The organism is Paenibacillus sp. FSL M8-0142 (assembly GCF_038597315.1).
In the GTDB taxonomy this organism is placed as follows: domain Bacteria; phylum Bacillota; class Bacilli; order Paenibacillales; family Paenibacillaceae; genus Paenibacillus_AQ; species Paenibacillus_AQ lactis.
Map to the genome: position 1 here is coordinate 5,529,307 of NZ_CP152008.1, position 25,019 is coordinate 5,554,325.

The following is a 25,019-nucleotide window of genomic DNA, read 5'->3' on the forward strand; positions in this document are numbered from 1 at the left end:
AAGATTAAGGAATTGGTCACATGCCTTATCCCAATTACGCTTTCCCGGTACTATCCGCCCGAGACAAGCTGCTCCCTTTTTATTTGCTTGGTATTGGTCTGCATCATGAACAGGAGCCTATCCGTCGAGACCAAGGCATTCAGGATTATCAGTGGATTCAATGCCGCAGCGGCGAGGGCAAGTTCAAACTAGGTGAAACGGAACAGATCGTCAAGCAAGGCATGGGGATGTTGCTGTTTCCCGACCAGAAGCACGAGTACTATGCTTTATCGGGGAGTTGGGAAGTCGATTGGATCGTCTTCGATGGCAGAGGAGTAGCAAGCTTGTTTGAATCAGTCGGCATTGTCGGCACATGCGTATTCACGCTCGCGACACCCGAACACCTTCTATCCCGAATGCGGGAGCTGCTGCAAGCTGCTCTTACGCCGCAAGAGCAAACGTTAAGCAATTACGCCTGCTCCGCCATCCTCTATACCTTATTGACGGAAATTATACAGCGCATCTCTGTCGAGGGGAGCGATACCGTCGGACAGCAGTATGAGCGGTTGAAGCCGGTCTTGGACTATATTGACCAGCATTATGCCGAAGAGATTACTTTGCAGTCGCTCGCCGGACTGATGGGCATCACACCGGAATACTTCTGCCATCTGTTCAAGAAGACGACAGGCATTCGTCCCATCAGCTATGTCAATCAGGTAAGGATTAACAAGAGCAAGCAACTGCTGCTCGACAATGCGCAGCGCGGGATGCAGGATATTGCTCGTCAAGTCGGCTTCGAATCCGCCAGCTATTATGGAGCAATCTTCAAGAAGATGGAGCGGATGACACCCGGCGCCTTTCGCCGCAGCTATCAGAAATCGTAAAATATGTACCGTCCAAGCTCCACCGATCCGATCCCCGGCAAGAGAACAAGAGCAAAATTAGCCCCATGTTCTCTTTACCGGGCGATAATATCTAGGTAAGGAACGATCTCTCAAAGGCTGATGTGCGTACAAATAAAATGGCGAAACCTTTGTACGGGTATTACATGGGTTATACCTGTTATGGGTTGAATGATGACATCGTTCGTCACCCACCGCCACCAATGAAAAAACCTTGAAAGGCACGAAGCCTATCAAGGTTTCACAATAAGAGGTGCAGCGCTCTGTCGCCCGCTAATTGGGCGGTGTGTGGTGCACACCGGGCGTCAGTCATTATACATGATTACATGGGTTATATGTGCTATTGGTTGAATGATGGGTTCATCCGGCACTGGGTAGCCCCACCAAATTCTAAAATTCAGAGTCATCAGCTATAACAGGTATTAATGGCGACAAAAATGGGTCGTCTTTTTCTTCAATCTTTCCCCTCGCAAGAACGTAAACTTTAAATTCATTAAAATGTTTTGGGTGCTCATCATTAAAAACATAGAGCATTCCATACGAGCCGGGGGCAATATTTCCTATATTCTTCATTATATCCACTGGATTAAATTTTGAAGAAGGCTCACGATTCCATAAACCCGTCATCCAAAGATGATATTGTCCATTTATGGCCTTCATTTCTAACACATCAACATTCGGTTGTAATTCCTCAATATACTTTTTAATTGGCTCAAAAATATTTACTTCATTTTCGTTACTAGCCTCATCACCAGTACTTTCTAATACGACCGCCCAACCATGATATTGATACATACTTAACACCTCTCTAGTCCTTTATTAAAATGGCGAGATATCAATAATAATCTCAACATTATATCTCTTCTCATATTCCCTTAATTATCTAATTATTTTATCAGCAGGTGCGGTCTCAAAATGAAAGTATGCCTGCCTACCTGTTTCGATAGCAGCTTCAATGGTTGCCTTTGCCTGTTCCCTAAATTGGGAACTTAGACCATTCATTGAAGTTTTGGTTTGACCAATGTACTGGTCAAAAACTACATCAAACTCTCGACCCTTGGGGTCGCGACATAATGTTGCATTTACTGAATTAGATATTACTAATATGAAGCGAGTCTTAGATTTGTCAGATAAGATTAATTATCAGGACAGCTTAGATGAGCACGATTTTCGTCCTTGTTTAGACCGAGATTCTCATAAGAATAAAGGAACTCTTCTACTTTAGATGAATCAGATACCTCATATTCCCAATCTTGCGAAAAACCATCCTTCTTCGGAAGATCTAACTTTTGAGTAAGACTATCAACAGCCTCTTTTGTAACATATTCAGGGTATTCTCTCTCCATTTCTTACACCTTCCTCAATATGGTATTATTGCCCTTTTCCAGAAGAAGCATTTCAGCACTGAAGAGCCCCATAAACAAAAAATCCTTGAAAGGTATAAAGCCAATCAAGGTTTCTAACGAACTAGTATCTTACAAATTTAACCTTAATTTCTCCGTCATCAGAATTATACCATTTAGCGAAAACGTAGTTTTCCTAGAATGTAGAATACTGAGTTCCTTGATTGCTGCTCATTGTTGATACTTCATTATTTTTTCTGCAATCGCCTTACATTCCTCGATGGATTTAGTAAATTCCTTACCAAATGAATTCTTGAAAATACCAAAAATTTCAACTGCTAATTCTTCAATTGAATTTAGTTTCCTTCTGGCTTCAATTACTCTCTTTGATTCACTACAGTACTCATCTTCTAACAATGGATATATTTCTACTGGATTCCATTCGTTAATTATTTCGAAAACTTTATCCCCCATTGGTTACCTCCTTATTTTCCAAATAAAGATTGAGACAGTGCCTTGTATGCATGGTCCCCCTATATATCCTCCCTTTCCCATACTCTTTTTCCGTCGGTTAAACATACTGAACTTGGTGGATCTTCATAGAGGGAAATTTCAACCAATGAACTTCTTCCTTCTTGCAAACAGTTATATACACAATACGGACGGATAGCTCGCATTGTGGCTTGGCAGGTTTTTGCGATCTTTATTCAAGTTATATACCTAATCTGTTTTTTATTTTTTCTAATGAAGTATTAATCTTATTTTTATCTTCTGGGTGCTCGTCAAGATGTTTTGCACTAAATATAATTAAATAGTTATAAAATTCATCATACTCAATTACTGCCATTACATCTTCGTCATTACATCTTCGTCATAAGCTGGGGGCTCTCCTATAAAGCACACTTTCTTATCTCCAATGTAATACTCCTCTTCTGGCTCATGATAAGATGAAAATTGCACCTCTAATGGACCTGATCCATACCCATGTCTCTCAATATCCCCAAAATACTCCAAAGCCCTTGGGAAATCAATAACCCAGAAATAAGATTCCAACATATTGTCTATTTTTCCTTTGTCTGTAAGTATTCTATACATTTTCTTTCTTTTTCTCCTTTAGTTAATAATAATTAAAGCACTTCAAGTATTCTTTGGGTTCGTTCAGTCATCAAGTTCTGCTTATAAATTTCCTTGAATTCTTAGACTTGCTCCGATTTCCACACTAACCTTTTCTTCAAAATTCCACTAAGACGTTTCTTCCAGACCTTGAATATCACAAATGAGTGTGTAATCATCTTCTTTTTCCATTATTGTAGCTACAGCATTCGTCCCCCCCAAAAAAAGAAACCTTGAAAGGCATGACGCCAATCAAGGTTCGAAATAAAATCTTTAACCTTCCTGATGTTCCGTTTTCACTAAATCAATCGCCACGGCTAGTTTAATTTGAAATACTTTACTCAACCGTTTTTGGAAATCCTTCAGATTGTAAGTTTCAATTAAAGGAACTTCCGAATGATTGACTCTACTAATTTCAACTTTAGCGATTTTATCAATGTCAACCAAAATAGTGTATATATCCTCTCCTTGTTCAGGTGTCCAATTCAAAATATATGCACTTTTTAATTCTCCAAAAGTATCTTTTAACACATTCATTATTAATTCGGCTTTTCCGTCTTTAGCCAAAACCAAATTCGAACCCTCTAGTTCCTTTCTGAAATCTTGTTCTTGTTTACTTCCTTTGAGTTTCATTTTATCACTCCCGGTGTAGCAGTAACTAGATTTCCATGCTTATCGGTTAATACAGTCATAATATTTCATAGGGGATCGTTTCCCCGACTGGAGGAGGGCTTCTTGCCTCCAAGCTGTTTATCTATCTGTTTCAATACATGTTCACTATTCTTGTTCATCTTCTTCAAGGAATGACTCCTTTAATGCTTTCCTTCTACTTTCTTCCCTCTGTTTCTTATGCAACTGCAACTCCTCAAGCTGTTCCGTTTTAGCAATAAACGTAAAGCAGTCAAAGTACATACGTGTTTAGTTCTGCTTTCGTTTCAATCTCGTGGAGGAGCATTTCCCATAAGAATTCTTCATGTTTTTTCATTGTGTTACTTCCTCCTGTGATGTTCATATTTGGTTGCTCTCGTGGTTTCGTACCTGCTGCGGTAAAATGTGTCCTTGGTTGTATGTTTGAATCGGTGCTTCAGCCTAAGAGCGCCTGGCTGCATGTGTTATCCCTTAGACTGCTTCGCTTTACGTTCCCAGTATCTGCGCATTCTTTTTCCTTTAATCGGTTCTCCGGCTTCTGCCGCCATTTGTGCCGATATTCTCGTTCATACTGTCTTCTGTATCCCGACGTGCTTCTAATGCTGCTTGCTGGCGTGGCAGTTCATCCTTCTGATCTGCTACCGCATCCAAATGCTCCGCTCTTCGTTTCTTCCTCCTTTGATTTTAGGCACGCAAAAAAAAGCTCATTCCTACTCATAAAACAAGTTGGAAAGAGCTTTGAAAATTTATCAAGTGTTTGAATCAGTTAGTGTTTAGTTTGTTGGTTTGTATTGTACGATCTTGTTGTCACAATGTAAACTCTTCGCAATGGAAACCGGCTGTAATTAAATCGCTAATAAAGTGATTATCTTATCTTTGACAGAAATCGAGAAGGCATCATTTGTTTTTTGTATGTGAGCATCAACGTATAAGCTAGTTATTTCCTTCTCAAACACTACAAATGAAGCTACATTAATATATATACTCATCTTTTTTATATTCAAACTCTCTTCATCAATTTCTATCTCAATTCTTTTTATATCATTGTAAGGTCGCAAAATATCACTTTGACAATAGACATTCTTTCCACCTCGAACTTCCTTAACAAATTTTTCACCTAATAAACTTAAGAGAACTTGATAATTCGGTTCACCATCTTTGAAAATATTTATAAACTCAATAATTAGGTCACAAAGAGGACTGTTTCTTAATTTCTCTTCCATCCTCTCTCTTGAATCATCTAAAAACCATGAATCCAAATCCACTGGTGTATCGTCTATTATTCCTGGGACATATGGCTTACTGTATAGAAAATCTTTATTCATATTTCACCCTACTTTCTATGAGCTTTATATTCCCCACCTATTTTTTCGGCAACTCTGTCAAATAGCATATCCCATACTGCATCTTTATTACCGGTTTTAAAATATTCTTGGGCTAAAGGATCATTTCTTAGTTCTTTTTGAACATTAGCGAATGTACTTCCTAATTCTTCAGCATTCACTTTCCAACCGTCTGCCCCTCTTTTCATACTTATGGATTGTCAACAGTAAATCAGACAGCATTTTTAAGGGCTGCATGGCGATACTGAACCGGTGTCATGTATCCTAGTGTTCCATGAATCCGATGCTTGTTAAACCAGTTAACATAATCGTATAATTCCAGTTCCAGATGACGAAGACTCTGGAAGTTCATCTGGTTCACGAACTCTGTTTTCATAATCTTGTAGGTCGCTTCCGCCACAGCGTTGTCGTAGGGGCAGCCTTTCATGCTCAGGGATCGGCCAATTTCAAATGTCTCCAAAAGTGCATCCATCTTTTGATTTTTAAACTCACTGCCACGGTCGGTATGGAACCATTGAATCTGAGATAAATCACCCTGAACCGTTGCAAAGGCACGAGAAACCAACACGGCATCCTTATGAGGGCCTACACTATGGCCGATGATCTCTCGATTGAACAGGTCGATAAGTACACAAATGTAATGCCACCGGTTCTGAACTTTCACATACGTCAGATCGCTGACAACGACTCGTTTAGCCTCCGTTTGATCGAATTCGCGATTCAGCGTATTGGCTGTAGACGCTTCATTACACGCGGACTTAAGGGGTTTATATTGCGACACGGTGTACGTAGAAACAAGTCCCTGCTCTTTCATGATCCGGCCAATTCGACGTCTGGAGACGACGAAACCACGTTCCTGGAGCTTGACTTTAATCTTGCGTGTACCGTAAGCTTTTCGATTCTTATGGAAAATGTCCGCAATCGCTTCGGCGACATCGTCTTCGCTCGTTTGTTCTTTCGCTTCATAGTAAAACGTACTTCTTGCGATTTGCAGGACGTCGCACATTGCTGATACCGAGTATTTATCACGGTTGTTCTGGATGATAGCTACTTTCGTCCCATGATCAGCGCGGCTTGCTTTAAAATATCCACCTCCATTTTCAGACGCTGGTTCTCCTTTCGCAAGGCAATCAGCTCATTGTCTTCGGAGGAGCGATTGTCCTTCTCCTTGAAGGAACCCGTTGTTTGGGCTTGTTTGATCCAGCGGTCTAAAGCGGAGGCTGTGAGGTCATATTCCTCCACGATCGCTGCTCTGGATTTTCCGTTTTCATAGAGTTCTACCATTTGTTTTTTGAATTCTGCTGTAAAGGTACGTCGTTGTTGTTTTGGCATTGTAGAGATCCGCTCCTTAGGATGATAGGTTTATTCTACAAGCCCTCATTTTTATTGTCCAACTAAGTGTAGACGATCCACTTAAAGTAGTACCATTAGGTGACACAGCTCTTATTTCTGCCATATTAAAATCTACTGCTGTGGCTATATCCTCAAGGCTAAAAGGTCCATTTGTAGGATGGTTGTGAGTAAACACCGTATCTTTAGCGATATCTTTATGCTTACTTAAGTTTATAGACTTTTCAGTACCAACAACAGTCTCTCCTATTAAATTACCATTCTTATCAAAAAACTGACCATGTTCCAAGGGTTCTTTTCGAATTTGATCTTCAAATTTATTAACTGTTCTTAAATAATGAGCTTTTGGCGTCCCCTCATCCCCCGACTTATCACCATCACCGCCAGGATCGCCGCTATCATCACCGCCACCGCTACCGCTGCCATTACCGCTACCACTACCACCACCGCTACCGCTTCCATTACCGGCGCCACTACCGCCACCACGATCATCATGCTTTTTATTCAGTGGGCCTCTCCCCCTAATTCCAGCACGGTTGAGAATAACCTCCCCAACGATCAAAGCTGCCGCCTGCCCCAAATAATTGGACCAACCACCTGCTGAATCGACTTCGGCCTTTACGTCTTCTGCAACTTTTTCGCGGTACTCATTGCTAAAAAGCATTCGGCCGGCCCACATCCCCGTGTTCCAAATTTCCTCGACCGTTCCGATGGTTGCATTATAGAGCATCTCTTGCCCGGTTCCAAGCGGATCTTCGTACAAGGATATCGCCGTATCCTTTAACGAGTTCCCTAACTGGACGGCCCCGATCTTTACGCCCTCCCATAGTTCCCCTGCTTCTTGCTTCACGGTGTCCCATGCCTTCCCGGCTTCCTGCTGCACCGAATTCCAGGCTTCCTCCGCTTTTCTCCCCATATCCTCTACGGCCCCATAGCCTGCGGGTGGATCGTCTACACTTAGTTGGACAATAAAAATGAGGGCTTGTAGAATAAACCTATCATCCTAAGGAGCGGATCTCTACAATGCCAAAACAACAACGACGTACCTTTACAGCAGAATTCAAAAAACAAATGGTAGAACTCTATGAAAACGGAAAATCCAGAGCAGCGATCGTGGAGGAATATGACCTCACAGCCTCCGCTTTAGACCGCTGGATCAAACAAGCCCAAACAACGGGTTCCTTCAAGGAGAAGGACAATCGCTCCTCCGAAGACAATGAGCTGATTGCCTTGCGAAAGGAGAACCAGCGTCTGAAAATGGAGGTGGATATTTTAAAGCAAGCCGCGCTGATCATGGGACGAAAGTAGCTATCATCCAGAACAACCGTGATAAATACTCGGTATCAGCAATGTGCGACGTCCTGCAAATCGCAAGAAGTACGTTTTACTATGAAGCGAAAGAACAAACGAGCGAAGACGATGTCGCCGAAGCGATTGCGGACATTTTCCATAAGAATCGAAAAGCTTACGGTACACGCAAGATTAAAGTCAAGCTCCAGGAACGTGGTTTCGTCGTCTCCAGACGTCGAATTGGCCGGATCATGAAAGAGCAGGGACTTGTTTCTACGTACACCGTGTCGCAATATAAACCCCTTAAGTCCGCGTGTAATGAAGCGTCTACAGCCAATACGCTGAATCGCGAATTCGATCAAACGGAGGCTAAACGAGTCGTTGTCAGCGATCTGACGTATGTGAAAGTTCAGAACCGGTGGCATTACATTTGTGTACTTATCGACCTGTTCAATCGAGAGATCATCGGCCATAGTGTAGGCCCTCATAAGGATGCCGTGTTGGTTTCTCGTGCCTTTGCAACGGTTCAGGGTGATTTATCTCAGATTCAATGGTTCCATACCGACCGTGGCAGTGAGTTTAAAAATCAAAAGATGGATGCACTTTTGGAGACATTTGAAATTGGCCGATCCCTGAGCATGAAAGGCTGCCCCTACGACAACGCTGTGGCGGAAGCGACCTACAAGATTATGAAAACAGAGTTCGTGAACCAGATGAACTTCCAGAGTCTTCGTCATCTGGAACTGGAATTATACGATTATGTTAACTGGTTTAACAAGCATCGGATTCATGGAACACTAGGATACATGACACCGGTTCAGTATCGCCATGCAGCCCTTAAAAATGCTGTCTGATTTACTGTTGACAATCCAGGGTCCCCTCATCATAGGGAATGTTCCCAGCACATGCCCAGCAACTTGGATCGGTTGTACCCGCTCATCTGCTGACTTAAATCGTTGGGCAATCCCTCTCAGCTCCAGGCTTGTCCGATGGATATGCTCCGTGGTTTGCATCATCTCTCGATGCGCCTGCTGAAAATCCGCGTAAAAACGGGATCTCGTCGTACCTTCCCACCCAGACTCCAGCATATGAATGTTCTGGCTCAGCATGTATATCATTGCTTCCAGCTGTTCATGCGCCCTGGAGCATTGCTCTGCAACGCGCAGCAACATCTCCGGTGTGACCAAAATTCTACTCATAACAACCTCTCCATCTTGCTTTCGGGATTGAACCCGATCTCCGATCATAGCTAACTTAAATATTTTACTCCACTTGAATTATATGGAAAATGTTCTCACGGCCTTGCTATGTCATTTAAAACTAGGATCTTTTTCTCAGTTAGATACGGGACTTTATTACGAGCAAGGTTTTCAGTAATATGACCATTATTATAGGTGGGAGGATGAAGGGAGTCACGACATGGCATACCTTAAAAAAGGGGGCGAATAGATGGATTCATTTATCCTTTATTATTCTCGCCCTTGCTTACCCTGAAAATGTTTAGAAAAGAATGATTTGTCCTTGTCTTTAGGTCCTATATTTTAAAACGGAGTGGTATGATTGGCAGGGCAATTCTAGCAGGCTGGATATTTGGAGAAGGAGTTCATCTGCTCTCTTGATCAGATTCATCAGATGTGCGGACTGCATTTTACGGATTAAAGAGTTCTCCTGTGACAAAAAGGATACAGATTGCATAAATATCAACGACTGAGCGACGAGCACTCGATCAAGGTTATACTAATTACTCTACGGTTACATTATCACTTCTAAATGTCATTATTTTTATATCTCCTTCACCTTCAAAGACGATTTTTATGTCTTTCGACGTTGAAGAAGAATCCACGTCCGTACAATTGATCTCCAAGATTGAATCGGAATCTACCGTATCATTTGTTGAATCTAAATGATAACTTTGTACATTTTCAAAAGTAACCTTAATTACTTTCATTTCATCTTCCTCGGGACTGTAATTTTTTTGCCTCCAATTACAGAGATCGATATCGAGAACCAGTTTCTCGCCGTTAATACTAATACTTTCCAATAGGCTGTCATGCAGATCGTATTCTTCAATAAAAGTAGCTATTTTCATACTTAGCTCACCGTCCTTTATTACAATATGAGAATCATTCGAACCTTTACCCACAATATATTTCCGTCAATATCAAAATAATATTCGACTTTTTTATCGGTATAAGTCGGATTGTGTGTTATTGGTTGAGAGATGGATTCAATCGCCATCCTTCTACTAAAGAAAAAAACCTTGAAAGGCGTAAGCCAATCAAGGATAATGATAAAAATTACTCGTTATCATCTTCCACTACTGGAACAAAGGGAGATAAGAACACATCTTCTTTTAGTTGTATATTACCACGCGCTAAAACAAAGACTCTAAACTGATTATCGTAGCCTTCGATATCTTCATCGTCCCTTGTATAAAGCAAGCCGTAAGAACCCGGTGCTTGGTCCGCGATGAATTGATAAAGCTTAATTATTTCCTCTGCTTCGGAAGTTTTACGATTCAAGAATCCGCCTACGGAAAGATAACAGTTGCCTTTAGCAGGATACAATTCTAGAAGTCCACTACTCCAATCTAACTCTGAAATAAAGCTCTGTATATTCTTAATAATCAATTCTAAACTACCTGCATTAGCTTCTGCTGTTGTCTCATGGATATTAGCCCAACCGTGAAATTCATACATTGTTATCACCTATTTCAATGGTTTTGTATCAATTATAACTGGATGGGAGCGGACAAAAGGGTATAAGAAAACCACAATACGGACGTATAGCTCGCTTTGTGGCTTGGCAGGATTTTGCGATCTTGTTCAAGTTACATACCTAATCTATTTTTTCTAATGAAGTATTAATCTATTTTTATCTTCTGGGGGCTCTCCTATAAAGCACACTTTCTTATCTCCAATGTAGTACTTCTCTTCTGGCTCATAAATGCCCTTTCTATTCTATAAAATTTCCATCATAATAACTATATCTATATCCCTTAAGAATTTCAGTAAAATAACCATTATCCCAGACATGTGATGAATTATCCAAATATACATGTCCTTTAGTAAAGAAAGATAATTCATTATCACCATTTGATAAAAATAAAGCATTTGAATTATTGTTTTTCATCAAATTGAACACTAGAGATAAAGCAAACTTAAAGGATTCATTATTGTATAAATTGTTTATAAAGCGAATACTCAATGTACTTTCATATACAAACTCACTGCTCAAAAACTGAGTGTCATAGGCGTTATACGGATATTCGCCAGACTCGGTTAAGTAAACAGACAGACCCAGTGATTTCTCAAATTGACTAATTTTAATTCTTTTTGGAATGTCTATTACATCAATATTTTTATACCCCATTGAAGCTAGTTCTTGTAATAAACAGGATTCGGATATTTTTTGTTCTGCTTTGAGAGAATATTCAATAGCCACTTGAGCACTCCTATATTATGTAAATCAATTGCTATTAATTCTTTAAGTCCATTAATCGGCCAATCCGCTAATCGTTTAAAATTGATAAAGTATTAATTAAATTAATTTCCACCATTTCAAATAACAATGATGAAAGTCTGTTTATTAAAGTGTATAACATAATTACTCACTAGTCCGCTATATTGATGACGTTATCTTTAACCTGATAGATGATATATTTATGATTCCATTGCTGTAAGGTAACGATCGCTTCTTCATTTCCCTTTTCAAAAAAATAGTTAGAGCCTTCTTGCTCGACATAGCTCCATCCTCTACTGCTCATCCGCTCTTTTAGAAGCTCAACGGAACGATCCTCTCTTGCCAGATAATGCCCCACTTTATCCATTGGAACTATTAATTTCTCCGTAGTACTCAACGTGTACATGAGCTTTAGGTTATGGAATCCGATATTATTGATATAGAGACCTATGAATATAACGACAAGAAAAATGATGCCAATAATACCGAATGCTATGATCTTCCAAGGTTTCTTCAAAGTCATTCGCCACCTCTGCTAATAGCTGTCTAGTGTAGTTTATCACAAAACTGGCGTATACCCTTGTACTGCTCTTAAGTGAGCAATATCCGGAAAAGGCATGCGCCGAAAAATCCACAAGCCGAATGCATTCGATTTGTTCACCGCATCTCATCACAATAATTGGATGATTACCAATTCGATCTAATCCTCATACTGGCATGAAAGATGAATTTGCTTGGCTTAGTTATCTCCCGCCCGATTAACGGGCGATGCGTGGTGGACGGCGGACAGAATATTATCTAAATAGGCACGGTTGTTTAATAGCCACTAATCAACTGATAGGTTACCCAAACATAGGTATAAGTGTTTTGTTTCGGCACTGGGTAGCCCCACCAGTACTTATTGAAACCTAGCCAATAAACACTACTGCCCCATCTCTTCGAAAAGCGATAGGAAGTTCAGCTTCAAGTAATTCAATTCTTTCAATTATCTTTTCTTGTTTTTCGCTAGGTAAATTTGTTTTTGCCCACTCCTTTATCTGAGATAGCTCCTTCATCACAAAAGGCAAGTCTTCTTTCTCCATATCTAATCCAACGGAAAAAACATTAATCCATTCTAAGTTCAGTTCTTCAATAGCAGGTATCCAACATTCTTCGAAAAAAGCTTCTGACGCTACAGGAATGTAAAATTTTTCCTCAAACTCGTTTTCTGAGTTTAATATCATAGCTGCAATAGACATTAATCTTTCCCTCCAAATATTGCTTCAAATGTGTGGTCAGGAAATTCTTTTCTTAGTTGATTTAGGCTGTTCTCGACTGCCTGCCTTAGTTCAGGTGTATCTCCGTCCAATCTAAAGACGAACTTACGGATATTTTGGATTTGGTCTAGTGAAGGTACATCCGGCGTACCATTTTTTGTCGGTCTAGTTGCAATAGCTTCTTCCAGGTTAACTATCCTTTTTCTAGTCTTATCTAGTATTTGCTTATCAGCAAACTGCTGAGGAGTTTGGGCAGGTAACCCTGTTTTAGGATTTACTATGTTTAATCCTTTAGCTGTTTTATCTTCATAAAAAACACCGTTCTTCAAATCGATTTCGTCTAACTCACCGATTGGTCTTCCATTCTTATCAACAATCTCTACTGGATCGTCTACACTTAGTTGGACAATAAAAATGAGGGCTTGTAGAATAAACCTATCATCCTAAGGAGCGGATCTCTACAATGCCAAAACAACAACGACGTACCTTTACAGCAGAATTCAAAAAACAAATGGTAGAACTCTATGAAAACGGAAAATCCAGAGCAGCGATCGTGGAGGAATATGACCTCACAGCCTCCGCTTTAGACCGCTGGATCAAACAAGCCCAAACAACGGGTTCCTTCAAGGAGAAGGACAATCGCTCCTCCGAAGACAATGAGCTGATTGCCTTGCGAAAGGAGAACCAGCGTCTGAAAATGGAGGTGGATATTTTAAAGCAAGCCGCGCTGATCATGGGACGAAAGTAGCTATCATCCAGAACAACCGTGATAAATACTCGGTATCAGCAATGTGCGACGTCCTGCAAATCGCAAGAAGTACGTTTTACTATGAAGCGAAAGAACAAACGAGCGAAGACGATGTCGCCGAAGCGATTGCGGACATTTTCCATAAGAATCGAAAAGCTTACGGTACACGCAAGATTAAAGTCAAGCTCCAGGAACGTGGTTTCGTCGTCTCCAGACGTCGAATTGGCCGGATCATGAAAGAGCAGGGACTTGTTTCTACGTACACCGTGTCGCAATATAAACCCCTTAAGTCCGCGTGTAATGAAGCGTCTACAGCCAATACGCTGAATCGCGAATTCGATCAAACGGAGGCTAAACGAGTCGTTGTCAGCGATCTGACGTATGTGAAAGTTCAGAACCGGTGGCATTACATTTGTGTACTTATCGACCTGTTCAATCGAGAGATCATCGGCCATAGTGTAGGCCCTCATAAGGATGCCGTGTTGGTTTCTCGTGCCTTTGCAACGGTTCAGGGTGATTTATCTCAGATTCAATGGTTCCATACCGACCGTGGCAGTGAGTTTAAAAATCAAAAGATGGATGCACTTTTGGAGACATTTGAAATTGGCCGATCCCTGAGCATGAAAGGCTGCCCCTACGACAACGCTGTGGCGGAAGCGACCTACAAGATTATGAAAACAGAGTTCGTGAACCAGATGAACTTCCAGAGTCTTCGTCATCTGGAACTGGAATTATACGATTATGTTAACTGGTTTAACAAGCATCGGATTCATGGAACACTAGGATACATGACACCGGTTCAGTATCGCCATGCAGCCCTTAAAAATGCTGTCTGATTTACTGTTGACAATCCAATCGCCGCTCTCCACTTCAATAAGTGGTCCAGCGGCAATTGGTTTATTACTATTTTTTGGCCTTCCCCACACTCCCCGCCTTATCCACATGATCAGCCCGAATCTTCGGGTAAGTGATATTGGCTTCTTTCAAAGATTGATAGATCTTCTGAATATCCGACTCTGTTAGAACAGGTCCCGTCTTCTCGGCTTGAATCCGGTTCATTTTACGCTGAATATATTCGGATAGTTCAACATCGTACACGATCAGCTCATCCGATTGGATTTTTCTCAATTCGGGGTCCACGCTAAATCGGCAACGCATCGTGAAGGAAACGAGTGATATATATCGCCCCTCTTTATAGTCGGGGAGTAAGCTTTTAATCGCTTGAATATGACCGTAATTCTGCATAAACGGGTTGTACATTTTAAATCGGTTGCTCACTGTCCAGGACTTATTGTCTCTAGTACCCTTTATCTCCCCGTTGTAGTTCTTGGTCTCGATTACAAATATTCCTTGAGGGGTAATGACCACGTGATCGATCTGCGAATATCCTGTACGGGATTTCGAATTAGCCACCATTAAATCACTCACATACTTACACCCTTTAGGGAGCTGATCTAGCTGAATGTTAATCTTATGCTCTCCCAGCTCTCCGATTCGCGTTGGCTGAACTTTAGGTTTAGGTTTGCGGCTAGATGTTTCAGTACTAGGTTGGGTAGGCTTCTTATCCGAAGTATCTGATTTGAATATCGACATTAATTTCTTTAGCATATTGGAGCTCCGTTCTTATATGATGTGGAGAATAAACGCCTTCAAGCGATTCGTACTAGCACGGCCGATTTATTTTACATTTTCAAACTCCTCTTTATCGTTTTCACAACATCCATCGACGATCCTCGTCAACATATACATCCTTTCGCCAGAAATCGGTAAAACCCTTCTATAGAACCATTGCAGATTATTCTCTAACTTCAACACCATTACTAATGACCTACTACTAATACGAATGACAACCAAATTTTTATTGGTTTAATCCTCTTTATGTGGATCGGGATCGCAGCTTTCATCAGATTTTTGCTCCTCTTCCCTATACTTCTCCTTCAGTTCATCATAAAACTCTGTTACTTTATCACTCGTTAAACCTAACTTCTCAATGACTTGTTTAATCTCCAAATGCATTGCACGGTTTCTTGGTTTCATGGGATTCCTCCATCACTAATTCCTCATTTATCCATAGTTTAAAGAATAGTGGTGACATGGGAATGCCAGCAAACGTAAGTTCGGAACCCAAAATCGGCATAAAAAAAAGACTGCTCATTGAGCAGCCATTGATTAGCCTTATGGTAACATAGAGAATAGCTGGTTTAATTACTTCACAACCACCCGCTGAATTTCATCTTCATAAGCGAAGCCCAGCTCAATAGCTCTTTGAATCCCCGATTTAATCGACTTCTCCAGAGCACTGCCAGATCTAGCGTATCCGAGCGCCTTAACCACTTGTTTCGTTAGCTCATCATAAGGAAGACTAATTTGAGAAGACAGAATGGATTTCACGGTAACCGCTACTTCTTCCGGCGGTAAATCCTCGGCCATTCGCCGCTGAGCATCATCTGTCGCTACCCTGTAAATCCCATACTCGGATGGTTTTATTCCCTCTGGCCACAAGAAGGTCATTCCGTTCACTTCCGTATGTGCAGGTTGTATCTTCATCAACAACTCTCTAAACCTCTGATCCAATCGTGTCCCAAGTCTGGTAATGCCCCATGCCTGTAAAATGCGTTTTGTAAGTAAACTCCGGCTGATAGGTCCCTCTTCTTGAATGACCTTTCGGATTTGACCCAAAAGGAGCTCCGTCGATTCTGGGGAATGGAACCAATCCGACCCTAAAGAAACAGCATCCAGAACGCAGACATGGTAAGGCTGCATCTCTTTCGGTTTCTGAGGCTGTGCAGGTTGAACATGATGATCCTTATCCATGCTTACCGGAGGATTCTGTGAACGATCAAAAGTCACTTGTTCATGAGTCACTGCTGCTTCAGCTTGGGACTGAACCCGTAACTTCGTGACCTCTCTTCCTCGCTTAACAGCTTCCACAATACGGCTCATTACGCCCTCTCTATTGTCCCACCAATCCGGACTCCACACCCTCAACAAATTCCAGCCAAGCTGCTTAAGCACTTCTTCCCGCAAAATATTTCGATCCCGTGCAGATTCTGCATTTTGATACATCGGTCCGTCAAGGAGAATCCCTAATACATAATGATCGGACTCAGGGTCCAATACCGCTAAATCAATGCGATATCCCGATGCCCCGACATATAGATCTGCTTGGTATCCGCGCTTTTTCAACTCAGCGGCCAGACTTCGGTGAACATGCGAAACCTGAAGCGCTTGAGATGACGCCTCGCTTGCAGGCAGGATCCGTTTTCCTTTTTCCGCATACTCAAGGAACGCTTTTAAGCCTAGTACACCTTCGCTGCTGATCCTGCTCGCATTCAGGTGATGGGCGTGCAGTGTTGAGAATACCAGCATTTCATACCTAGCTCTTGATACGGCAACATTTAACCGTCTCCAACCTCCCTGCCGATTTAACGGGCCAAAATTCAGACTTACTTTACCGTTTGCATCAGGACCATATCCTACTGAGAACAAAATAACGTCCCGTTCATCCCCTTGAACATTCTCAAGGTTTTTGATGAATAGGGGTTCCGGCATTTGCATCATCAACATTTCCACTTCCGGTTCTTGCTTCAGTACTTCTTCAAGCATATCCTCAATCAAGGTTTGCTGAATGGAGCTAAACGTGACGACCCCCAAGCTTTGTTGACGCAAGACCGGATCCTTAATGCGGCGGATAATCTCAGCAACGACAGCCTCACCTTCGGCTCGGTTCTGTTTCGTACGTCCCCGATCATAATATCCTTCGACAGGGCACCATTTCACACTTGAAACGGGTTCATCCGGAGATGGGAAAGTCATTAACTTATTTTCGTAGTAATGAGCGTTACTGAAAGCGATCAGGCTTTCATGCCGACTACGATAATGCCAGGTCAGATGTCGCTCCGGCATTCCAAGCGCCAAACAATCATCCAATATGCTCTCCATGTCTTGCAGCGCCGGTTCCTCTTCCTCCGTTTCCTGACGGCTCTTCGAAAAGAAGCTCGTTGGTGGCAGCTGTTTCGGATCACCTACGATGACAGACTGCTGTCCCCTTGCCAGTGCCCCAACCGCTTGTGCCGTTGGCACCTGAGAGGCTTCGTCAAATATCACCATATCGAATGGGGACCGTTCAGGATCGAGGTACTGTGCTACAGAAATCGGACTCATCAACATGCAGGGCACTAATCGCGGCAGCAAATTCGGAATCTGTTCAAACAGTTTGCGAATTGACATATTTCTCCCGCCGCTGCGAATCGCCCGCTGAAGAATGCCGGCTTCCGAGCTTTGCGATGCTTCCTGCGACATTTGAGGGACTCTCGAAGAAAGCCTGGCCACAATTTCTTGTTGGGTTAGTCTCGTATATTCCTCGTCGGCTTCTTTGAAGCGAAGTAGGGTCTCTTCAAATACATTGCCGGAGAATGACACGAATTGCTCATCACGCGCAATGATGTAATTCGCTATTTTTTTATAGAGTCCACGTTCAAAAGCATCCTTCAACTGGTCATTAGATAGACGCCCTTCTTCGTATGGAATGACAAGAGGGAGAAGTCCTTGCTCCTCCGCCTGCGATCGCACTCTTTGCCACGTACACCAATCTCTCAATACATCTAGATGAGATATCCATCCATTTGCTTTTTCCAGGAGATCATCGTGCCAGTCCAAATCCTGAGACTGATGCGCCATGCGCTCAAAGTCAATCTGCAATAGATCGCGGAGCTCCTTTTCCTGATGCTTCACTTGTTCATGACTGCGGAGTACAGACTGTATCGATTGATTCAGCGCAGCATTCCCACGAAGCTCAACCATAAATTCTGCAATCTGTGTTCTTGCGTGATGGGCATCGGTCGTATTTTCAAACCAAGCCGTTAACGCTGCATGCAATCGATTCAGCCACTCGCAAGTCTCCATGAGGTCGTCCCACTTGCCTTCGTCATCCCAGATCAGCGAGGAACCAAGGAATGGAGCGGATTCGTCCCTTGCTCGACTTAACTTCTGTTCCTCTTCCTGCAGGGAAATGATATCCAGCAAGTGAGATCTGACATCCTGCTTGGCTATCCCTTGACCGGGAACCGTCATTTTCTTCAGCATATTTAAAATGCGATTTTGCCCGGCCCATTTCGGAAGGAACCATTTTAGCTCCAAGCTATCCCAAGTAGATAACATCATTTGGGCATCTAGACGCTGAGTCTCTGCAGTGAATAGTTTGGCAACCCGATCTCTAATCTGGTCTCGGCGTTTGCCCTGAAGTGCTGCGGCCTTTAGCCTTTCAACCGATTCTTCGAGATTGATCTCTTGCATGAGGGCAGGTTTAATATCCGGTACACGGCTAGCCAGCTCACACAACTGTGCAAGTATGGAGATTTTGTCTTGAGTCATCGGAAGAGCTCCAAGCTTGAAATGCGTCAGCGCTTCATTCATCGCTTTCTGACGTCCCTCAAGCTCTACAATGTAGCTCTTTATTAATACTTCTGCGTTTGCCTTCAGCTCCTGTGTATAGGATGTAACCTTAGAGTCAGCCCAAGGGTGCGTGCCCGGATTGCCAAGGGCAGCCCCGGCTGCGATGAATTGAGCAACCGTGTCATTCCATGCAACCAAGGTATCCGGGACCAGTCCTTCAATCGCTGCGTCATTGAACGTAACGACATCCGGTGCTTCACCCGCTCTCTCATACTCCGATATCGCTTCAAATAAAGATAAGCCAAAAGCATGTTTTCGATGAAGGGCTTTTACATAACCGTTTAACGTCTCTCTCAACTGGAACAAGCGATCTGCTTGTCTTTTCCATGACTCGCCAGACTGTATCCGCTGCACATCAATCGCATTGCTTAATTGGTCAAGGACTGCTCGCTTAGTGCTTTTGTTGGAGTGAAGTTCCAGGCAAAAAGGGCCCAAACCGATCTGTTCTAATCTTCGCTGAACAACGGACAATGCTGCCATCTTCTCCGCTACGAACAGCACTTTCTTCCCATTGGCCAGAGCACTAGCAATCATATTCGTAATGGTCTGGGACTTCCCGGTTCCTGGAGGGCCGTGCAGCACAAAGCTTTGCCCCTTAAGCGCCGCGCGAATGGCCGACAATTGTGAAGAATCTGCACTGACCGGAATCAACGAGTGAGCCGGATGCTCTTCATCATCGAGCGGCTCGGGCTTCACTTCCACAGATTCCTGTAGCTGTAATTGCCCCTGAATAAGGCTCGCCACCACTTGATTCTCCGCCAAATGATCCGCTCTCGTGCGAATGTCATTCCACATTACAAATTGCCCGAAAGAAAACAATCCGAGATTAGCCGTTTCCTCGATGTCAAAGCGGGATACTTGAATTAATGCATGTCGAATAACGTTAAAGATCTGTTTCAAGGCAATGCCTTTCTCATCCCTCGGAAGCGGATCCAGGCCATCGATGCCGATACCGAAATCCTGCCTGAGCATCTCCAGCAGTGTAATATTAATTTGCGGTTCTTCATCCCTCGCCCGAATGACATAGCCTTGTCGTGAAGATTTTCGTAAAATATCTACAGGAATCAGCACAATCGGCGCATATCGAGGAAGTTCGCTAACCGGTGATTCATACCATTTCAAGAGACCCAACGCAAGAAAAAGCGTGTTAGCCCCATTCTCTTCCAATGAAGTTCGGGCAGACCGATAAATATGTACAATTCTTTTCTCTAAGTCCTGAGCATTCAAATCGGCTCTCAGTCGTCTCCGGACGAATTCTTCCTGCAACAATTTAACGAGTGGATGACTGGCATTCACACTTTGATACAAGCTGGCGTTTCGCCCGTTATCCTCCCAGTCACTGGGCCTAGCCAACAGTTGAAATTCATCGCCGTCAGCCAGCGCATCTTCTAAATCTCCCAACTGGGCAGAAATGACCGGAATGCTCGCTTTGGTTAAGCGAAAATTGAGCAGTGAATTACGAAGCGTCAAATCCAGCAGCTTACGCTCCCATTGCTTTTGACGCGTTGTAGGCTGCAACGAATCAACTTCCAATGGTTTTTCCAGCACTTCCAGAAGTTCCGGAGCAGCACTTTCATGGATCTTCGTCTCACGAGTCTCCTCAATGACCCATCCATTTGTCGCCTTCGTGCGCAGTGGTAACGGTCGTATGGCTGCTGCGCGCGCTCTTCGAATATCGACCAAGCCATCGAATGAATCGGGATCTCTCAGATGCTCCTCGGCTAGCATAGCCGCTTGATCAAATGGAATATGATCCCCTTTGACCATAGCCGTAGACTCCACCACGCAGATTTCATTTATTCCCGCTGCGAGCCTTTTCGTTAATAACGATATATCATCTTGAACCGTCTCCGAGAACGTCTCCTCTACAAGCCAGACTCCGGCAAACGCATGCCCTTTCGTGAAAATGATCAGAGGATGTAGACCCACCGCCTCCATACAAGCAGCATAGAGCATGGAAAGATCCAGACAATTTCCCAGGCCATGCGTGAAGATGGTCTCAGGAAGACGAATACGCTGACCGATCAACTCAAAACTAGGAGGAGCTACACAGTAGGAAATCTCGCGATTCTGCAAAGCCGAGTAGATCGCAGCGGCCTGCATACGTACCCGGTTGGGATCCTTACTCTGATAAGCTGTAAACGAAGGGCTTCCCGACCATTGCTCCAGAATGGTGCCCGCCTCCCGTACGATCTCGGCCGCTTGATGATGATTTGGCGTGACAAAAGCAGCGGTCATCTCAGGCAATACGGCAAGCCCACTCCATTCATCAAAGGCAAGGACGGAAATCGAGCCGCGCTGCTTGAACAATTCGGTGTCATTCTGCCATACCGTCAATGTCAATGTACCTGATATGCGTTCCGACAAATCCCCCAAAAATGAGGTCGACATATGTAAATCAATCGTACCCATGTCCAAGGATTGCCCTGCTGGAAGCATGTCAAAATCCTTCTTCCATTCATATGCAAATTGCGGCTCAGATTCTAGCTTCACCGTGATTCCCTTGATATCTTCACCCGTTGTATTCGTTAAGATGATGCTCTTCATAACAGGAACATGGTTCTGCTGCATAGCGTAGTTCACGGTTTCGCTATACAACCATTCGCATGATATTCTGCTCTCCACTTCCAAATCCTCCTATAATTCTTGTCTCTCAGTCCTGTAGACCTACAGCGATTGCCAATTAGTTCTATAATAACACTAAATAATGGGTGTATCTGCTTTATTCGACATGAAAATGCTAGAAAATAAAAGATGATTCGTAAAAGACGACATCTTGGAGGATAAGTATATTAATTGTGATTGATTTGAAACAACGCATATTAGACCATAATCAACCTGTTCAATGTAACGGTTTTTTGGTTGAATGATGAGTTCAATCAGCACTGTTTAGCAGATTAATTTAAGATAAACCATTCAACCTTGGGTCTTGATAACACCAATCTGGATCATACGGTAACGATTTCAATTTTTTCATGTCCTCCCAGCCATAAACCCAATCAAATATACTTATAGACCACGCGGAGTTTGCCCGCATTTAGGAGGGTCATGATCCCAGGTTAACTGCTTTATTTTACCGCATATATTACACTTACCCGTTTATGCTCTCTTGAACTTAAGATAATGCACAGCCCCCCTTCCTATGCTCATTATAATTGCATTCATAATTAATGATTATCTTGTTTACTTAAAGAAAGAGGCTAGGCCATTAACCTAACCCCTTTCGATGAATGGATGAATGATCGATAATTATTCCTCTTCAAACTCTGTCATACTGAACCGTAGTTGTCCGCCGTTCTCACGGATAATACGTTGGAACGCTTCATCGAACCCGCCTTGAGATGTGGCCTCTACTTCTATGGTTATAGTAACCGTTCCGTCATGCTTAAGAGCAAAATGGCTCAGCACTTCGTCATAAATCTTTGCGAAGTCCATTTTAGCCGTCGTTTTTGGTAATTGCACCTTACCGAAGAATCGACGTTTAACTTTCTGTGCTGGCGGAAGGTCTACAGGTTGCTCTGGAATGATAGGGCCAACAGGGCGTATCGGCACTCCTGACGGTCCTCCTGAAGGAGGATAAACTGGTGGATGACCTCCGCTAGGAGGTGTTGTCCCACTTCCCTGGCTCTCAGCATCCCTTTGCGCCTTCAATTGCTTTTGTACAGCATCATATGCTTGTGCAATTGTCGGATGTATTAACAATGTAGTTCCGTCCAGAATGACGCTAATATTCTGCTCAAGTGCAAAGCCTTGATATTGCTCCCCTTCTCGTCCATAAGCAACACCGAAAAAGTCACGACTACGAACTCCTGCATCAATTGCTTGTTGATAGACAGATTGATTATGAAGACGAGGCAAGTAAAGATATTGACAAGTATTCTTCCATACATCAAGTGCATATGCATCATTCAATTCATTTTTCCAAAACCATGTCTTCAACATGGAACTAAGGTGTATTGGGGCCCACGTTGTGATCAGCAGCCCATCTTCGCTTAGTTTGTTTGCAATCTCTACCATTACATCATTCGCATTCGGTTGGATTGGCATTGCTTCCCAAGCCACTTCGGTTACTCCTTGCCCTCGTAAGGCTTCCTGATACGGCACCAGAAGCCATTTGAACGTTTCACGCAAGGTACGCGTAGCAACATCTTGAGAACGCGCCAGTTGTTCCTCGGCTTGCTTTTGCTGGACTCGATCCAGATTAAGTCTATCATCCTTGATATCATTTACAATGGACTGCCACGACAACACCGTTCGAATGCTCTCTCGAAGACGTCGTACCGCTTCATAATCTGCTGCCATGAAGATTAATCGATTCTGATTGCTTCGAGGCTGGTTTCCCCGCTTCGTCAGAATTTCATTGGCAATCGTAAATGCTTGATTGTGTGCCGACCGATTGTAAGCGCCATTTGTCGGAAGAACCACTAACCGTAGTTCTTCATCGTCAGGTATATCAGCCGAAGGAGTGAATATGTGAATGCCAGTAAACTCCCTTCTGGTATTCAGTAACTTGGTAAGACGGGCACGTATCTCTGAATCTGTATCAGTAAAACGTTGCTTTCGCTCTTCCATCTCTCGTCGAAGGTTCGGACGGGTGTCGTAGTAGAAACGATTATTCATGTTATTTAGATAATGTAGAACATCGCTCATACGTCTCAAAACATCTTTATATACACCGATTGTTTGCCCAGGTTGCACGCATCCAAGAAGGATTCGTGACTGATCTATGCCGCGTTGCGATTTAAGTGTAACACTGGGCGCACTACCCAAGAAGATTGTTCTTCCTACTCGTCGTGCTGCTTGATATGCACCAAAGCGAGAGTCACGGTCAATAGTAACTGTCTCAGAACGATGACCATCAACATCCCGCTCAAGAACAGGGTCCCACCCTTGCGGTAGATAGTACACTAATTCATTCCGAACATCCTGATCATTTAACGGCAAATCACTACATTGAATCATCGGTGATGCATTGCCTTCTGTCCAGAGCTTATGAATAACCTTGGCCATAAGTTTGAGCACACCACGGGTACGCTGGAATTTATCCAACGACGACCAATCCTCATACAAGCGATCAAAGACCTCAGGATGTATAGGGTATGATTGCTTAAGACGATCCAGATACCGCATTTCTTGTGTCTCGGAGGGAAATTCCGTGCTATTCTGTACATAAAGCTCGGAATAAGCGCGGCAAACCTCTTCAACGGCATGTACGTCAGATATGTTCGTAAAAAGTCTGCGTCTTACAATCTCAAATGCCTCTTCAGTAGCTACAGGCTTCCATAGTGCTTGTACACGTCCGAAATACTTCTCAAGTGCATCAAAAGCCTGCTGTCCACGTATTCCGCCAAGCTCAGCATTAGATTCAGGGAGAGACGCAAGCATTATCGCTTGAGGAACAGCCTTCAACGCTTCGGTCAGTGCCTGAATGAAGGACAAATTGGAGTCAAATGTACCTCCTGCATAGGTTCTGCCTTCTTCAAATTGTCGAAGGTAGGCAACCAACTCATCGATAAGTATTACGCATGGCGAATATTTACTTAGAAGCTCAGTCAGTTGGGCCTTTCCTGGTGATGTACCGCTAACATCTGCAGCCTTTACGATATTGTAGGCTTCTGTTTTCCCAAGTTGCCAAGCGAGCTCTCCCCACATAGTGTGAATTAATACGCCTTCTCTGCTATGCGCCTGGTTCGGTGAAAGATCATTTCCATCCAGTACAACAACTTGAGCTTTCGGAACTTCCATAATGCCAGCAGCATCTACAATTGATGCTATACCTTGAAGTTCTCTAAGAGGCACTTGTCCACTTGCTAAATGGTATACAGCAAGCATAGTATGAGTCTTACCGCCTCCAAAGGCTGTCTGAAGCTGAATAACAGGATCTCCCCCGTTGCCGCTCAAACGCTTAATAACAGAGTCTAACAACAGTTCCATACCTTTGGTAATGAAAGTCCGAGAATAAAACAGTTTTGCATCGCCGTACTCTGGAGATGCCGATCCTTGATGTACACGGCTTAAATCTGCCGCAAATTCGGATTGTTGAAATGTCCCTTGCAGAACATCTTGATGTGGAATCGCGATCTCTCGCCAAGATTTTATACTCATTAATGATGCTCTCCTTTAACTGTGCT

The 25,019-nt window shown here is 43.1% G+C and carries 24 protein-coding genes; 3 read left to right on the forward strand and 21 right to left on the reverse strand.

Annotated elements, in window-relative coordinates; all coding sequences use genetic code 11:
- The first annotated feature begins 20 nt into the window (after positions 1-20).
- Entirely contained in the window at positions 21-863 is an 843-nt protein-coding gene (locus NSQ46_RS25200) for an AraC family transcriptional regulator (protein ID WP_342575169.1), read from the forward strand.
- Positions 864-1,271: 408 nt separating this feature from the next.
- Here NSQ46_RS25200 and NSQ46_RS25205 read toward each other — a convergent pair whose 3' ends face one another.
- The 10 genes from NSQ46_RS25205 to NSQ46_RS25250 all read right to left on the reverse strand — a co-directional run bounded on the left by NSQ46_RS25205 (position 1,272) and on the right by NSQ46_RS25250 (position 7,594).
- Positions 1,272-1,676 carry an Imm7 family immunity protein gene (locus NSQ46_RS25205; protein WP_342575170.1) on the reverse strand — a complete coding sequence of 135 codons (405 nt, stop codon included), beginning with the start codon at positions 1,674-1,676 and terminating at the stop codon, positions 1,272-1,274.
- A gap of 84 nt (positions 1,677-1,760) precedes the next feature.
- Positions 1,761-1,883: a restriction endonuclease fold toxin gene (locus NSQ46_RS25210; protein ID WP_342575171.1), complete on the reverse strand. Its 123-nt coding sequence runs from the start codon at positions 1,881-1,883 to the stop codon at positions 1,761-1,763.
- A 134-nt stretch (positions 1,884-2,017) separates the two neighbouring features.
- On the reverse strand, positions 2,018-2,227 hold the full coding sequence (locus NSQ46_RS25215) for a hypothetical protein (protein WP_342575173.1): 210 nt from the start codon (positions 2,225-2,227) through the stop codon (positions 2,018-2,020).
- A gap of 228 nt (positions 2,228-2,455) precedes the next feature.
- Entirely contained in the window at positions 2,456-2,698 is a 243-nt protein-coding gene (locus NSQ46_RS25220; protein ID WP_342575174.1) for a DUF1871 family protein, read from the reverse strand.
- Between the two features lie 372 nt (positions 2,699-3,070).
- Entirely contained in the window at positions 3,071-3,319 is a 249-nt protein-coding gene (locus NSQ46_RS25225) for a hypothetical protein (RefSeq protein ID WP_342575175.1), read from the reverse strand.
- 291 nt (positions 3,320-3,610) lie between these two features.
- Positions 3,611-3,970 (reverse strand): hypothetical protein, encoded by a 360-nt coding sequence (locus NSQ46_RS25230; protein ID WP_342575176.1) that lies wholly within the window; start codon positions 3,968-3,970, stop codon positions 3,611-3,613.
- A gap of 860 nt (positions 3,971-4,830) precedes the next feature.
- On the reverse strand, positions 4,831-5,310 hold the full coding sequence (locus NSQ46_RS25235; RefSeq protein ID WP_342575177.1) for a hypothetical protein: 480 nt from the start codon (positions 5,308-5,310) through the stop codon (positions 4,831-4,833).
- 8 nt (positions 5,311-5,318) lie between these two features.
- Positions 5,319-5,489 carry a hypothetical protein gene (locus NSQ46_RS25240; RefSeq protein ID WP_342575178.1) on the reverse strand — a complete coding sequence of 57 codons (171 nt, stop codon included), beginning with the start codon at positions 5,487-5,489 and terminating at the stop codon, positions 5,319-5,321.
- Between the two features lie 50 nt (positions 5,490-5,539).
- Positions 5,540-6,660 (reverse strand): IS3 family transposase gene (locus NSQ46_RS25245; RefSeq protein ID WP_156124786.1). Its coding sequence is split into 2 segments (ribosomal slippage): positions 5,540-6,411 and positions 6,411-6,660, totalling 1,122 coding nucleotides; the frame shifts between segments, so codons are not numbered across the junction.
- Positions 6,661-6,676: 16 nt separating this feature from the next.
- The gene (locus tag NSQ46_RS25250; protein WP_342575179.1) at positions 6,677-7,594 is read right to left on the reverse strand and encodes a hypothetical protein; all 918 of its coding nucleotides are present in this window, start codon (positions 7,592-7,594) and stop codon (positions 6,677-6,679) included.
- A 107-nt stretch (positions 7,595-7,701) separates the two neighbouring features.
- Between NSQ46_RS25250 and NSQ46_RS25255 the strand changes: the two genes are divergently transcribed.
- A protein-coding gene (locus tag NSQ46_RS25255; RefSeq protein ID WP_156124786.1) for an IS3 family transposase occupies positions 7,702-8,822 on the forward strand; the annotation gives its coding sequence in 2 pieces (ribosomal slippage) (positions 7,702-7,951 and positions 7,951-8,822; 1,122 coding nt in all).
- Here NSQ46_RS25255 and NSQ46_RS25260 read toward each other — a convergent pair.
- The 7 genes from NSQ46_RS25260 to NSQ46_RS25290 form a co-directional block, all read right to left on the reverse strand.
- Positions 8,766-9,167: a WXG100 family type VII secretion target gene (locus NSQ46_RS25260; RefSeq protein WP_342575180.1), complete on the reverse strand. Its 402-nt coding sequence runs from the start codon at positions 9,165-9,167 to the stop codon at positions 8,766-8,768. The two genes, NSQ46_RS25255 and NSQ46_RS25260, sit on opposite strands and share 57 nt — an antisense overlap.
- 542 nt (positions 9,168-9,709) lie before the next feature.
- A complete protein-coding gene (locus NSQ46_RS25265; RefSeq protein WP_342575181.1) occupies positions 9,710-10,111 on the reverse strand; it encodes a hypothetical protein in 402 nt (133 codons plus the stop codon).
- A 154-nt stretch (positions 10,112-10,265) separates the two neighbouring features.
- The gene (locus tag NSQ46_RS25270) at positions 10,266-10,667 is read right to left on the reverse strand and encodes an Imm7 family immunity protein (RefSeq protein WP_342575182.1); all 402 of its coding nucleotides are present in this window, start codon (positions 10,665-10,667) and stop codon (positions 10,266-10,268) included.
- 256 nt (positions 10,668-10,923) lie between these two features.
- A complete protein-coding gene (locus tag NSQ46_RS25275) occupies positions 10,924-11,412 on the reverse strand; it encodes a SitI3 family protein (protein ID WP_342575184.1) in 489 nt (162 codons plus the stop codon).
- A 169-nt stretch (positions 11,413-11,581) separates the two neighbouring features.
- Positions 11,582-11,947: a hypothetical protein gene (locus NSQ46_RS25280; RefSeq protein WP_342575185.1), complete on the reverse strand. Its 366-nt coding sequence runs from the start codon at positions 11,945-11,947 to the stop codon at positions 11,582-11,584.
- Between the two features lie 391 nt (positions 11,948-12,338).
- Entirely contained in the window at positions 12,339-12,668 is a 330-nt protein-coding gene (locus tag NSQ46_RS25285; protein ID WP_007131112.1) for a hypothetical protein, read from the reverse strand.
- Positions 12,668-13,015 carry a hypothetical protein gene (locus tag NSQ46_RS25290; RefSeq protein ID WP_342575186.1) on the reverse strand — a complete coding sequence of 116 codons (348 nt, stop codon included), beginning with the start codon at positions 13,013-13,015 and terminating at the stop codon, positions 12,668-12,670. Before NSQ46_RS25290 ends, NSQ46_RS25285 begins: the two co-directional genes overlap by 1 nt.
- Before the next feature lie 134 nt (positions 13,016-13,149).
- Between NSQ46_RS25290 and NSQ46_RS25295 the strand changes: the two genes are divergently transcribed.
- Positions 13,150-14,270, forward strand: a protein-coding gene (locus NSQ46_RS25295) for an IS3 family transposase (RefSeq protein WP_156124786.1) whose coding sequence is annotated in 2 segments (ribosomal slippage) — positions 13,150-13,399 and positions 13,399-14,270 — 1,122 coding nt in all. Because the reading frame shifts where the segments join, the coding sequence is not laid out codon by codon here.
- 67 nt (positions 14,271-14,337) lie between these two features.
- Here the strand turns inward: NSQ46_RS25295 and NSQ46_RS25300 are convergent.
- The 4 genes from NSQ46_RS25300 to NSQ46_RS25315 all read right to left on the reverse strand — a co-directional run bounded on the left by NSQ46_RS25300 (position 14,338) and on the right by NSQ46_RS25315 (position 24,993).
- Positions 14,338-15,042: a nuclease-related domain-containing protein gene (locus NSQ46_RS25300; RefSeq protein ID WP_342575188.1), complete on the reverse strand. Its 705-nt coding sequence runs from the start codon at positions 15,040-15,042 to the stop codon at positions 14,338-14,340.
- A gap of 258 nt (positions 15,043-15,300) precedes the next feature.
- A complete protein-coding gene (locus NSQ46_RS25305) occupies positions 15,301-15,471 on the reverse strand; it encodes a hypothetical protein (RefSeq protein WP_342575190.1) in 171 nt (56 codons plus the stop codon).
- Positions 15,472-15,639: 168 nt separating this feature from the next.
- Positions 15,640-21,513, reverse strand: coding sequence for a DUF3320 domain-containing protein (locus NSQ46_RS25310; RefSeq protein ID WP_342575191.1), 5,874 nt, complete (start codon positions 21,511-21,513; stop codon positions 15,640-15,642).
- A 624-nt stretch (positions 21,514-22,137) separates the two neighbouring features.
- Positions 22,138-24,993: a DUF499 domain-containing protein gene (locus tag NSQ46_RS25315; protein ID WP_342575192.1), complete on the reverse strand. Its 2,856-nt coding sequence runs from the start codon at positions 24,991-24,993 to the stop codon at positions 22,138-22,140.
- Positions 24,994-25,019: the final 26 nt, after the last annotated feature.